This is a genomic window from Conexibacter stalactiti (assembly GCF_033542075.1).
Taxonomy (GTDB): Bacteria; Actinomycetota; Thermoleophilia; order Solirubrobacterales; family Solirubrobacteraceae; genus Conexibacter; species Conexibacter stalactiti.
Genome location: NZ_JAWSTH010000046.1, coordinates 35787 through 47710, shown reverse-complemented (window position 1 = coordinate 47710; position 11924 = coordinate 35787). Strand labels below are relative to the sequence as shown.

Below are 11924 nucleotides of genomic sequence, written 5' to 3'. Positions count from 1 at the left end.
GGCGAGCGGCGCGAGCGGCCGGTCACGCGCAGATCGCGCAGAGCGGGCGGCGCGCACGGGCCCGGTGCCAGAAGCGCTCGCGCGCGCAGCGCCCGCGGGCCGGCCGAGCCTGGCGTCCGCGGCCCCGGGCGGCCCGGATCGCGCCACGCGCAGCAGAGTCCGTCGCCGGAGGCTCCGGCGGCGCCGGCACGCGAGGAGCGCGCCTTCGACGACTCGATGGTCCTCTACGGGCGCAACGCAGTCCACGAGGCGTTGCGCGGCGCGCGCGAGGTCCAGCACATCTGGGCGACGCGCCACGCCGTCGAGGAGCCGTGGCTCGCCGCGGTCGCGATGGACGCCTCCGCGGTCGACGTCAACGTCGTCGCTGACGGCTCGTGGATCGAGCGGCGCGCCGGCTCGCCGGACCACCAGGGCGTCTGCGCCCAGGTGGGGCCGTTCAGATACGCCTACGTCGACGAGCTGCTGAAGGTGAAGCGGCCGCTGATCGTCGCGCTCGACGAGATCCAGGACCCGCAGAACCTCGGCGCGATCGCGCGCACGGCCGAGTGCGCCGGCGCGACCGGGATCGTGATCCCGGCGCGCCGCTCCGCCGACGTGACGCCGGCCGTCTGCAAGGCGTCGGCCGGCGCCGTCGAGCACATCCCGATCGCGCGGGCGCGCAACCTCGCCGACTTCCTCAGAGACGCGAAGGAGACCGGCGCCTGGATCTACGGCGCCGAGGGCGAGGGCGGCGTGCCGTACACCGGCGTCGACTACGCCGGCGCCGGCGTCGTGCTCGTGATGGGCTCCGAGGGCAGGGGCCTGCGCCCGCGCGTCGCGGCCAACTGCGACGGCCTCGTCGCGCTGCCGCTGCGTGGCCGGATCGAGTCGCTGAACGTCAGCGCCGCGGCCTCCGCGCTGCTGTACGAGATCGTTCGCCAGCGCGACGCCGCCGCCTGAGCGGCCCCACCACCGGAGTGGGGGAGAGGGGGCGATCGGCTGGCGCCGGTCGCCTCGCGAGATCGGCTGGGGCCGATCGCGCGGGCTCGCGCCCGCGCGTCCAGCCTTGGCTGGACGGCGCCTGCGCGCCATGAACCGCCGTCTGCGCGCGCATTCCTGCACATCCGCGTCCGCTCTGCAACCGATCGTGCAACGGTCGCTTGACAGGCGTTCCATAACTGTGGCAACCTGCACGCTCGATAAGGGTGGACCTCAGCTTGAGGCTCGACCCGGACCTATAAAGTGGCAGCGCCTGGGGAGGTAATGCGCTACGAAGCGGCGGCCGGCATTGAGCATGCGGCTGCTGGAAGGGTGTGCTCGTGGCTCGAATCTCCCATAACCCTCAAGGTCAAGTTCAGCTTGACGACGGGTTCCTCATCGCCCTCGCAAAGCAGGGCAACCCCGATGCGTACGACAGACTCGTGCGCCGCTACTACGGCTTCGTCCGCCTGAAGGCGTCGTCGTACTTCCTCGCCGGGGGCGATTCCGACGACCTCATCCAGGAGGGCCTCGTCGGGCTCTACAAGGCGATCCGCGACTACCGCACCGATCGCGAGTCGAGCTTCCGCAACTTCGCGGAGCTGTGCATCACGCGCCAGATCATCACCGCCGTCAAGACGGCGACGCGCAACAAGCACACGCCGCTGAACCAGTACGTCTCGTTCTCGGCCTCTCCCGCCTCGGCCGCCGGCGACGGCGATCCGACGCTCGACGAGGTGATCCCGGGCCCGACCGTCCACGACCCGGTCAACCAGGTGATCAGCAGCGAGGAGCTGCGCGCGCTCGTCGCCTGTCTCTCGACCGTCCTCTCCGACCTCGAGTCGCGCGTGCTGTCGCTCTACCTCGACGGCTACTCCTACGAGGCCGTCGGCGAGAAGCTCGGCTGCGACACGAAGACGGTCGACAACGCGCTGCAGCGCGTCAAGCGCAAGGTCGGCACGCACCTCGCCGCGCGCAACGTGCTGCTGTAGCGAGCCCGACGTCGAGGCCGGACCGGCGGCGCGCCCACACCCCGCGCCGCAGTTCCGCCGCGCCTCGTCACGTCGGCGCTCGTCGCCGACCACGTAGGATCCCGGGCGTGGACACCCTCCTGCTCGTCATCCTCGTCGTCGCCGGCCTGCTGCTGCTGATCGCCGCGCTCGGCGCGATCGCCACCACCCGCCGCACCCGCGCGGGGGCCGACGCCTTCAATCTGAGCCTCACCGCGATGGACCGCCAGCTGGCGGCCGCGACCGCCGAAGACCACGGCTGGGAGCGCGGGACGCTCGACGCGGCCGCGCGCGCCGCTTTCGCCGAGCATCGTCCCGGCGTCGAGCCGCAGACGCTCGAGCTGACGCAGATCGTCGACGAGCCGGGCACCGACTCCGATCTCGCGATCTTCCGCGTCACAGCCCCGGGCGGCACGACGCGCCTCACGCTCGGGCGCCGCAGCGGCGCCTGGTACGCCAAGGCCGTCGAAGACGAGCGCTGAGCCTCGGTCGCTATCTGGCGGCGCGGGCGACGGTGAGCACGTTGCCGCTGCCGTCGAGCAGGGCGTAGTCGCCGACCGACGTGCGCGGGCTCTCGAAGACGTCGTGCTGCAGATGCCAGGCGACGTTGCCGCGCACCGGCAGCCGCGTCGTGTGACCGTCGTCGAAGCGCAGCTCGACGTTCGCGACGCCGTCGGGCACGACGAAGACGTACCGGCCCGATCTGCGGTCGTCGGCGGTGAAGTAGGAGAAGCCGTCCTTGACCCCGGGCAGCGCGTCGCCGCAGGTGATGCTGCCGCCTGAGTATCGGGTCAGCTCGACGTAGAGGCAGAGCTGAGGTCTGTCGGCCAGCCAGCGCGAGCCGACCCACAGCTTGTAGGGGCCCGGGCCGCTCCCGCCGTAGCGCTGCTCGGCGGGATTGGTGCGAACCGTCGCCTGGTGCTCGGGGAGGACCGCGCAGACGGAGGTGTCGACGGCGGTCTGCGGGCGTCGCAGCAGCGCGTAGGCGTCGGCCAGCTCCCGCGGGAGCGCCTCCGTCGTCAGCTCCAGGTCGCTGCGGATGGCGCTCTCGGTGCAGCCGGCGCCGGCGACGGGGGGCGGCGTCGTGCGGGGGGCAGCGGCGGTCGGCGCCACCCGCCGGCTGTCGTGCGGCGGCCCGATCACGACCGCGAGCGTCACCGCGGCCAGCGCCGTCATGGCGGCGGCGGCGCCGACGGCGATCCGCAGGCGGCCGCGCTGCGGTACCGCCCCGCTCTCCTCGGCCTGGCGCCGCGCGGCAGCGAGCAGCTCGCGTTCGAGGCGATCCTCGAACCGGCGTCGCTTCACGGTCGTCGTCCGAAGCGTCTGCGGTCCATCATCTGCACGTTCTTCGCGCGAGCCGGTTCGCCTGTGACGAGCGCGCGCCGAGCACGTAGGATCGGCAGCGGATGGCGCACTCGCATGACTCCACCGAGCCGCTGCTCGGCAACGGCCGGCCCAACACGGCGCGGCTGCTGATCTCCTGCGCCGACCGGCGCGGAATCGTCGCCGCGGTCTCGCGCTTCCTGTTCGAGCACGGCGCCAACATCCTCGACGCCGACCAGCACTCGACCGATCCCTCCGGCGGGACCTTCTTCATGCGGATGGAGTTCCACCTCGAGGGGCTGGACCTCGGCAGACGGGAGTTGGAGCACGCCTTCGCGACGACCGTCGCGGAGCAGTTCGCGATGGAGTGGCGGATCGCCTACGCCAGCAGGCCCAAGCGCGTGGCGCTGCTGGTCTCGCGCGAGGAGCACTGCCTGCTGGACCTGCTGTGGCGCTGGCGCAGCGGCGACCTCGACGCCGAGATCGGCCTCGTCGTCTCCAACCACCGCGACGCCGAGCGCGACGTCGAGAGCTTCGGAGTCCCGTTCGTGCACGTGCCGGTCAGGCGCGAATCTAAGGCTCAAGCTGAGGGTGAGATTCTGGGTCATCTGAACGGTCCTCACGGGCCGTTCGAGCTGATCGTGCTGGCCCGCTACATGCAGATCCTGTCAGGTGACTTCCTCGCGGCCGCGAGCGCTCCGCTGATCAACATCCACCACTCGTTCCTGCCTGCCTTCGCCGGCGCCGACCCGTATCGCCGCGCCAGCGAGCGCGGGGTGAAGATCATCGGCGCCACGGCGCACTACGTCACCGAGGAGCTCGACGCCGGCCCGATCATCGAGCAGGACGTCGCGCACGTCAGCCACCGCGACAGCGTCGCCGACCTCGTGCGCATCGGGCGCGACATCGAGCGCACGGTGCTGGCGCGCGCGGTCGCGCGCCACCTCGCCGATCGTGTGCTGGTGCACGAGAACAAGACCGTCGTCTTCTGAGCGCGGCGGCGTCGGGTACCGTCCCCGGCGGTGACCAACGAGCGCAACCGCGACACCGCGCCCGCGCGCGGCGGCAGATTCGACGCAGACGGCGACGCGACCCGCCGCACCCACCTCGCCAACGAGCGCACGTACCTGGCGTGGTGGCGGACCGGCCTCGCCTGCATGGCCGGCAGCCTCGGTGTCGGCCGCGTCGTGCCGGCGCTGACGACCGGCAGCGAAGCGCTCGCGGCGATCGCGGGCGTGATCTTCGGCCTCGTCGGCGTGGCCTGCTTCGTCTACGGCTGGATGCGCTATCGCCAGGTCGACGAGGCGGTTCGCCGCGGCGAGTACCTGCGCCCGGACGACCGCTTCGTGACGACGCTGGCCGTCGTCGGCATCCTGCTGTCGGCGCTGATCGTCGCGATCGTCGTGATCGACGCGTAGCGCCGCTCAGGCGACGGCGGCGGCCGCGCGCGGCAGGCGCACGCCGCGGCCGTGCGCTTCCAGCTCGCCGACGCGCTTCAGCCGGCTGATCGTCGAGGCGACGACCGTCCGCTTGAGGCCGGTGGCGGCGGCGATCTCCGGCGCGGCGACGCCGGGCTGGCGGGCGACGATGTCGAGGATCAGCTGCTTGTTGGCGCCCTGCGGGGCGCGGCCGTCGCGCTGTCTGCGATCCGCGGGCCGCGTCGAGCCGACGGCGCTGAGGCGGGGCGGGAGCGTCGTGGACGGCGCGTCGATCGCCGCCAGCAGCACGCGCAGCTGCTCGGCCTCGGCAAGCACCGGCTCGAGCTCGCGCAGGCGCGCCTCCGCGGTTCGGCGTATCTCGTCGACGGTCGGGCTCACGGTGACGCTCATTATGAGGCAACACCGCCGTGAACATGACGACGAAATCACATCGTGTTCACATCTGGCGCGCCGGCCCGAGCGCGCGGCCGCGCCGATCGCGCGGGATCGCCGTGACGCGCGCGTCGTCGTGCTCGCCGCGCGGGAGCGCGACGACGATCCAGCGCAGCCCCGCGGGCAGCCGCGACGCCCGCGCCGCGGAACCGTCCGCGACCGCTCGGGTCGCGACCGTCCGCCGGCTTGCGCCGACCCGCAGCTCGATCGTCGCGACGGCGGGGCCGGCCAGCGCCACGACCCAGCGGCCGCGTGGGCTCAGCAGCCCGTCGAGCAGCAGGCCGCGGCGTCCCGGCGCGGGCCCGCAGCGCGTCGCGACGGTCCCGGCGACGATCAGCGCGTCGCAGAGGTCGCGTCCGCGGCGGGCGCCCGACAGCGTCCACGGCTCGCCGTCGCGGCTGCCGCCAGCCAGCTCGGTCGCGGCAGTCGTACGCAGCGACGGATCGTCGCCGGCGCGCTCCTCGCCGCTCACGAGCGAATGCGTCGCGAAGGCGGACGCGCCGACGAGGCCGGTCACACCGGCCAGCAGCGCGGCCCGTCTCAGCACGCGGCGGCCGCCGGCGAGGCGCGCGCGGGAGCGCGCACGGCCGGCCGGATGGGAGGACTCGCGGGCGGCCCGGCGGGCGGCGGGATGCGCGTCGGTCGCGGTCGCAGGCGCGCTCATCAGCGCGAGCGCGCGGGCGTGCAGCGTCTGCTCCAGCTCCGCGAGGATCGGCAGCTGCTGGTCATGGGTCGGGGTCGGGTCGGCGGTCACCGCTGCTCCAGGTTCATTTCAGCCTCGCGCAACCCACGGCTCAGCCTCCGCAGGCCGCGCGAGACGTGGGTGCGCACCAACGGCACCGGCATCCCCATGCGTGCCGCCACCTCCTTGTACGGCAACTCCTCCAGCACGCGCAGCTGCACCGCGACACGCTGGTCGCTCGGCAGCTCCGCGAGCACCCCGGTTATCAGCTCGCGCAGCTGCGTCATGCCGGCGATCTCCTCGATCCGCTCGATCTCGCGATCGGTCAGCGCCCGTCGTTCGACGCCGAGGCGGCGGGCCCCCGCCCGCTCCGTCGCGCCGCGCCGCTCGTAGTCGCGCAACGTGCTGCGGGCGATCGACCAGAGCCAGCCGGACAGCTCCGCGTCGGAGTCGCCGCGAAACTGCTCGTGGCGGTCGAGCGCGGTTGCGAACGTGTCGGACATCAGGTCGGTCGCGAGCTCCGCGTCGTGCACGCGGCGCTGGAAGAAGACCAGCAACGACTGGGCGTGGCGGCGATAGAGGCGGGCGAAGTCATCGGGCTGGAGGTTCACGGCGAGACGGCGAGGCGGTCGACGCGCGCGGCGGCGGTGGTCAGCGCGTCGGTCTCGGTCCAGGCGCGCGCGACCGTCCGCGCCGGCGTGGAGGCGGGCGCGCGGCCGAGCCCCGTGCGCCGCAGGACGCGTGCCCACGCCCTGCTGCGCACGAGCGCCCGCAGGCGCGGCGACAGCGCCCGCCGCTCGCGCGCCGGCAGGGTCGCCGGCGCGACGAGCGCGACCCAGCGGTGGGCGTGCGCGACCGGGCCGTCGTCGGCGAGCAGGTCCGCGAGCGGCGGCAGCGCGGCGTCCGCGCCGACCGCTGGACCGACGCGGAGGCGCCGGTCCACGCGCGGCCCCCTGTCGCTCTGCGCCAGCGGTCGCAGCGCGCCGCGCGTCGTCTGCCCGTGCAGCTCGCTGGCCGGGGCGAGCACGACGTCGACGTCGCGCTCGGCGAGCGCGACGTCGCTGCCGATCGCGGGGACGACGCGGTAGGGGACGCGGCCGGAGGCGTTCGCGCTGGAGACGAAGCCGGCGAGCGCCATGTACGACCAGGCGTCGCCGCCGATCCCGAAGACGAGACGGCCCGGCGCCCGCCGCAGCGACGCGAGCAGCGCGGCCGGCGTCCGCGGCCCGCTGCGGGCGGAGGAGGCGACGACGAGCGTGTCGTCGGCGAGCAGCGCCAGCGGCCGCGCCGCGCGCAGCAGCCGCGTCGCGCGGCGCGCCTGCTCCGGGACGCCGGGCAGTCCGGCGTCGCCGCGCTCGCGCGCGAGGTCGGCGAGCGTGCCGGCGTGGACGACGAGCAGCGGGGCGCTGGTGCCGGCCTCGTCGTCGAGCACGGCGAGCACGGCCGCGGAGGAGCCGCCCCGCACGGTCTCGACGCGTGCGGAGGCGCCGGGCTCGCCCAGCTGGCGGGCGGCGGCGCGGGCGAGGCGCGCCGGCACCGTGCCGGCGTCGGTTCCCGCCAGCCACAGCGTCACGTCGCGCCGCCCGCTCGCGGCGTCACCCGGCGCCGCGCCCTGGAAGGGATGGCGCACGAAGTCGGTCGCGACCATCGCGCAGGCGAGCAGCAGGACCATCGGCCACAGGGTCCGGCCGCGCCCGTTCATCGCCGGTCTGCGTCCCCTCGCGGGAGCTGACGGTTGGCGGGCCCGCTGCCGTTGCCGTTGCGATCCGGCAGGGGGATCTCGTGCAGGTCGACCGGTTCGACGGTCGAGAGGACCGCGTCGAGCGCGACGCCGGAGAGCGTCTCCTGCTCCAGCAGCGAGGTCGCGGTCTCCTGCACCGCCTTCCAGTTGGCGCGCAGGGTGTGCTCGGCGCGCTTCTCCGCGTCCTCGACGATCCGCGCGACCTCCTCGTCGATCACGTTGAGCGTCTCGGGGCCGATCGAGCCGAGGTCCTGCAGCGCGTTGCCGAGGAAGACCTCGCCGCCGGGCTCGCCGACGGTGACGTGGCCGAGGCGTGAGGACATGCCGAAGCTCGTCACCATCGAGCGCGCGAGTCTGGTGGCGGCGTGCAGGTCGTCGGAGATGCCGGTCGACTCCTCGCCGAACTCGATCAGCTCCGCGGCGGTGCCGGCGAGGATCGCGACCAGCTGGCGCTCGAGGTCGCTGCGGCCGTGCATGACGGCGTCGCGGTCGGTCAGCATGTGCGCGGCGGTGCCGAGCTGGCGGCCGCGCGCGACGATCGACAGCTTCTGGGCGCTGACGGTCTGGCCGATCGCGCGCGTGGCGACGGCGTGGCCGGACTCGTGCACGGCGATCGTCCAGCGCTCGTCCTCGGTCAGCACGTGCGACTTCTTCGCCGGGCCGGCGACGACGCGGTCGATCGCCTCCTCCATCGTCGGCTGGTCGATCTCTCTGCGGCCCTCGCGGACGGTCAGGAGGGCGGCCTCGTTGACGAGGTTCGCGATCTCGGCGCCGGAGAAGCCGGGGCAGAGCTTCGCGATCTCCATCAGGTCGACGTCCTTCGTGAAGGTGCGGCCGCGCGCGTGCAGCGTGAGGATCTCGTAGCGGCCGTGCACGTCGGGCACGTCGATCACGACCTGGCGGTCGAAGCGGCCGGGGCGCAGGAGCGCGGGGTCGAGGATGTCGGGGCGGTTGGTGGCGCCCATCACGACGACGCCGGCGTCCCCGCCGAAGCCGTCCATGTCGACCAGCAGCTGGTTGAGCGTCTGCTCGCGCTCGTCGTTGCCCTGGCCGACGCCGGCGCCGCGCTTGCGGCCGGCGGCGTCGAGCTCGTCGATGAAGATGATCGCCGGCGCGTTCTTGCGCGCCATCGCGAAGAGGCTGCGGATGCGGGCGGCGCCGACGCCGACGAGCGACTCGACGAACTCGGCGCCGGAGGCCGAGTAGAAGGTGGCGTTGGCCTCGCCGGCGGTGGCGCGGGCCAGGAGCGTCTTGCCGGTGCCGGGAGGGCCGACGAGCAGCACGCCCTTCGGCGCGGCGGCGCCCATGTCGAGGTATCTCTGCGGGTTGTCGAGGAAGTCGCGGATCTCCTTCAGCTCGTTGAGCGCCTCGCCGGCGCCGGCGACGGAGTCGAACGTGATCGACGCTCTGCCCTTCTTCTTGCCCTTGCCGCGGAAGTTCGAGAAGGCGCCGATGCCGCCGCCGGAGTCGGCGGCCTGGCGCGTGAAGAAGGCGAAGAGGCAGACGAGCAGCAGGATCGGCAGCAGGAACTGGATCACGATCGTGCGCAGCGGCTTGCCGGCCTGCAGGTCGACCTGGTAGTCGGCGCCCGCTCTGTCGAGCTCGTTCATCAGCTGCTGCGTGCCGGCGTCGGAGGCCGGGTAGTCGGCGTACAGCTGCAGGCCGGTGTCGGTCTCCAGCTCGATCTGCGAGTCGTAGTCGAGCAACGTCGCGTCGCGCACGCGCTGCTGGTCGATCAGCCGGTTGACGCTGGAGAGGTCGACCTTTCTGCCCGTCGCGTCGGGTCCGAGCCGGCCGAGCATCGTGAAGAAGGTGAACGCGATCACGATCGAGGCGATCAGCAGGAAGGTCGACAGCGGATCCTTCGCGAGCGCTCTCCCGACCCGCGCCAGCCCGTCGCGCACGCGCTCCGCGGCGAGCTGCCCCTGCGAGCGTCTGCGTTGGGCGGATGTGAGGCGGGGGTTGCTCATCGAGGCTCCTTCTTCGGGGGTCTGCGAGGCGCCGCTCGACGGTCCCCGGCAGCTGCGGTGGAGTCGTCAACACCTGCGACGACTGAGGGCGTTCGCGTAAACACCGGGACCGCGGCGCGCACGGAGACCGGCGCCGCGGTGCAGGCGTGATGGCGCATCGCGCCGAACGATAGGAGCGGCTCCGTCACGAAACCAGAGCGTTTCTCAGGGTCGTAACAACTGTCGTCGCGTCGGCCAGCGGCGACCGTGTTGACGGTGCTGTTGATGTCAGCCGATCGACGTTCTTCTCGGTCTGGCCGCGGCGCCGCGCGGCGCTCTGACGGTCAGGCGGATCGTGTCGAGGTTGCCGGCGGCGTCGAGCGCGCGCACGACGAGGCGGTAGGTGCCGGCTCTGCGGTAGCTGTGCGCGCGGCGGGCGCTGACGTCGTCGTCGCGTCTGCCGTCGCCCCAGACGATCGAGCTCGACTGCGGCGCCGGGCCCGCGACGGTGCCGCGTCTGCCGTCGTCGATCGTGACGACGACGCGTCTGCCGCGTCTGTCGACGCGCGCTATGGCAGTCGGCGCGACGCGGTCGGTCCGCAGCGGCCGCGGGTCGGTCGCGCTCGCCTCTCCGACGGCGTTGGTGGCGACGACGCGAACCTCGTGCGCGCCGTCGGCCAGCGCGCCCTCTCTGAAGCGGTAGCCGAAGCGGGTGGTTCGCGCGACCGCTCTGCCGTCCAGCTCGAGCGTGTACGAGCGCGGGCGGAAGCCGGGCGGCGCCGGGTCCCACGTGACGAGCGGCTCACGCGCGCGAGTCCAGTCGCCGGGCGTCTGCGCGGCGAACGGGACCGGCGGAGCGGTCACGCGCGCGACCGCGATCTGCCCCTCGTCGTCCTCGCCCTGGGCGAAGGCGACGAGCGCGTCGCCGGTGCCGGAGCCGGCGACCGCGATCGAGCGGATCGGACCGCCCTGCGGACCGGCGACCGGCTGCGTCGCGACCACGCGCGCGCCGTCGAGCTGCTGCACGATCACGCGCCCGCCGCCCTCCGGCGAGGCATAGGCGTAGGTGCCGCGGTTGGCGGCGCCGGCGTCGATCGCGGGAGCCGGCGGCTCGCCGGCGCTGGGGACCGGATCGCCGCCGCTGCTCTGGAGGTCGGCGACGCTGTCGTCCTCGCCGGCAGCGAGCGCGGTCGCGCCCGCGCGCGGGAAGGCGACGAGCAGGCTCGTGCGACCGCCGAGGCTGAGCGACGGCGGGCCCGGCGGGACCGTCGCCTTCGCGCCCGCGCCGTCGGCCGGCTGGGGGCCGGTGACGGCGAATCTGAGCGCGTTGTCGTCGGTCGACTCAGGCAGCTCGTTGACGAAGATCCGCGGGGCGGCCGCGCGGTCGCGTGCGTCGGGCAGTTGACGCGAGACGACGACGACGCGGCCGAACGCGGTCATGTCGATCGCGAGCGCATCGGCGTGCGAGCCGACCGGTCTGCTGTCGAGCGTCGCGGGGCTCGCCTGCAGCACCACGCCCGTGCGTGTGTCGAAGACCCGTCGCGCCCAGATGCGATCGATCAGCTGGTCGTCGGGCTCCTGCCAGGCGACGGCGCCTCTGCCGTCCGGGGCGATCGTGACCTGCGGCGAGTTGGCGGCGGTGGGGGCCCGCTGAGGCGCGAGCCGGTTGCGGTTGACCGGCGCGCCGAGCTTCTGCCAGCGCCAGCCGTCGAAGCGGGCGAGACGGATCTCGCCGCGGACGTAGCCGGGCAGCGTCTGCAGGTCGAAGGTCGAGATCGCGCGGTAGGCGAGCAGCGCCGAGCCGCTCGGGGCGATCGCCAGCGAAGGGTGGGTGGCGCGCGCCTCGCCGATCGTCCAGTCGATCAGGGTCGGTGCGAGGAAGCGCGTCGCACGGCGCGGCAGCACGGCCGAATGGAGGCTGTCCTGGTTCGGTGGACCGTCCTGGGTCCAGACGACGACGAGCCGCCCGCCGTCGGCCGCGGCGATCCGCGGCCAGTTCGAGTCGAACCGCTGACCGATGTCGACGCGCTGCGGCGGGTACCAGCGGCGGCCGTCGTAGCGCGCGGCGTAGATGTGCGCGCGGCCCTCCTCGAAGCGCCGGTAGACGAGACCGCCGCTGCCGTCTTCGGCCATCGCGACGCCGCCGAGCTCGCCGATCGCGGCGTCGGGTCCGTCGATCGGCAGGGCGCCCTCGACACGGGCGTGCGCGGGCGCGCACGGAAGCGCGAGCGCGAGCGGGGGAGCGGCGAGCAGGATCGCGGCACAGACGTGACGGCGCATCGGCGTCACAGTAGGGCGAGGGCGTCTGTTTACAAGCTTTGTTTACAGGATTTCAACGGCGTCCCGGCGGTCGATCGGCGATGATCCGCCGCGACCGTCCCGGCAATGGGA

At 73.6% G+C, this 11924-nt stretch carries 12 protein-coding genes; 5 read left to right on the top strand and 7 right to left on the bottom strand.

Going from position 1 to position 11924, the window contains the following annotated elements:
• The 3 genes from rlmB to R7226_RS17195 form a co-directional block, all read left to right on the top strand.
• On the top strand, positions 1–939 hold a 939-nt coding region (rlmB, locus tag R7226_RS17205), incomplete at its 5' end, for a 23S rRNA (guanosine(2251)-2'-O)-methyltransferase RlmB (RefSeq protein WP_318598463.1).
• Between the two features lie 359 nt (positions 940–1298).
• Positions 1299–1949: an RNA polymerase sporulation sigma factor SigH gene (gene sigH, locus R7226_RS17200; RefSeq protein WP_404827867.1), complete on the top strand. Its 651-nt coding sequence runs from the start codon at positions 1299–1301 to the stop codon at positions 1947–1949.
• A gap of 107 nt (positions 1950–2056) precedes the next feature.
• A complete protein-coding gene (locus tag R7226_RS17195) occupies positions 2057–2449 on the top strand; it encodes a hypothetical protein (protein WP_318598461.1) in 393 nt (130 codons plus the stop codon).
• Between the two features lie 10 nt (positions 2450–2459).
• On the opposite strand, the gene R7226_RS17190 is transcribed toward R7226_RS17195, so the two are convergent.
• Positions 2460–3272, bottom strand: coding sequence for a hypothetical protein (locus R7226_RS17190; RefSeq protein WP_318598460.1), 813 nt, complete (start codon positions 3270–3272; stop codon positions 2460–2462).
• Between the two features lie 101 nt (positions 3273–3373).
• On the opposite strand from R7226_RS17190, the gene purU reads away from it, so the two are divergent.
• Positions 3374–4282 (top strand): formyltetrahydrofolate deformylase, encoded by a 909-nt coding sequence (purU, locus tag R7226_RS17185; protein WP_318598459.1) that lies wholly within the window; start codon positions 3374–3376, stop codon positions 4280–4282.
• A 30-nt stretch (positions 4283–4312) separates the two neighbouring features.
• Positions 4313–4708 carry a YidH family protein gene (locus R7226_RS17180; protein WP_318598458.1) on the top strand — a complete coding sequence of 132 codons (396 nt, stop codon included), beginning with the start codon at positions 4313–4315 and terminating at the stop codon, positions 4706–4708.
• Positions 4709–4714: 6 nt separating this feature from the next.
• Here the strand turns inward: R7226_RS17180 and R7226_RS17175 are convergent, their stop codons facing one another.
• The 6 genes from R7226_RS17175 to R7226_RS17150 all read right to left on the bottom strand — a co-directional run bounded on the left by R7226_RS17175 (position 4715) and on the right by R7226_RS17150 (position 11813).
• On the bottom strand, positions 4715–5107 hold the full coding sequence (locus R7226_RS17175; protein WP_318598457.1) for a hypothetical protein: 393 nt from the start codon (positions 5105–5107) through the stop codon (positions 4715–4717).
• A gap of 58 nt (positions 5108–5165) precedes the next feature.
• Positions 5166–5915 (bottom strand): hypothetical protein, encoded by a 750-nt coding sequence (locus tag R7226_RS17170; RefSeq protein WP_318598456.1) that lies wholly within the window; start codon positions 5913–5915, stop codon positions 5166–5168.
• Positions 5912–6454, bottom strand: coding sequence for an RNA polymerase sigma factor (locus R7226_RS17165; RefSeq protein WP_318598455.1), 543 nt, complete (start codon positions 6452–6454; stop codon positions 5912–5914). Before R7226_RS17165 ends, R7226_RS17170 begins: the two co-directional genes overlap by 4 nt.
• Complete coding sequence (locus tag R7226_RS17160) at positions 6451–7515, bottom strand: type 2 periplasmic-binding domain-containing protein (RefSeq protein ID WP_318598454.1); 1065 nt, start codon at positions 7513–7515, stop codon at positions 6451–6453. The genes R7226_RS17165 and R7226_RS17160 overlap by 4 nt, the downstream gene beginning before the upstream one ends.
• A 26-nt stretch (positions 7516–7541) precedes the next feature.
• The gene (gene ftsH / locus R7226_RS17155; protein ID WP_318598453.1) at positions 7542–9554 is read right to left on the bottom strand and encodes an ATP-dependent zinc metalloprotease FtsH; all 2013 of its coding nucleotides are present in this window, start codon (positions 9552–9554) and stop codon (positions 7542–7544) included.
• A 267-nt stretch (positions 9555–9821) separates the two neighbouring features.
• Positions 9822–11813 carry a hypothetical protein gene (locus R7226_RS17150; RefSeq protein WP_318598452.1) on the bottom strand — a complete coding sequence of 664 codons (1992 nt, stop codon included), beginning with the start codon at positions 11811–11813 and terminating at the stop codon, positions 9822–9824.
• Between the last annotated feature and the right edge of the window lie 111 nt (positions 11814–11924).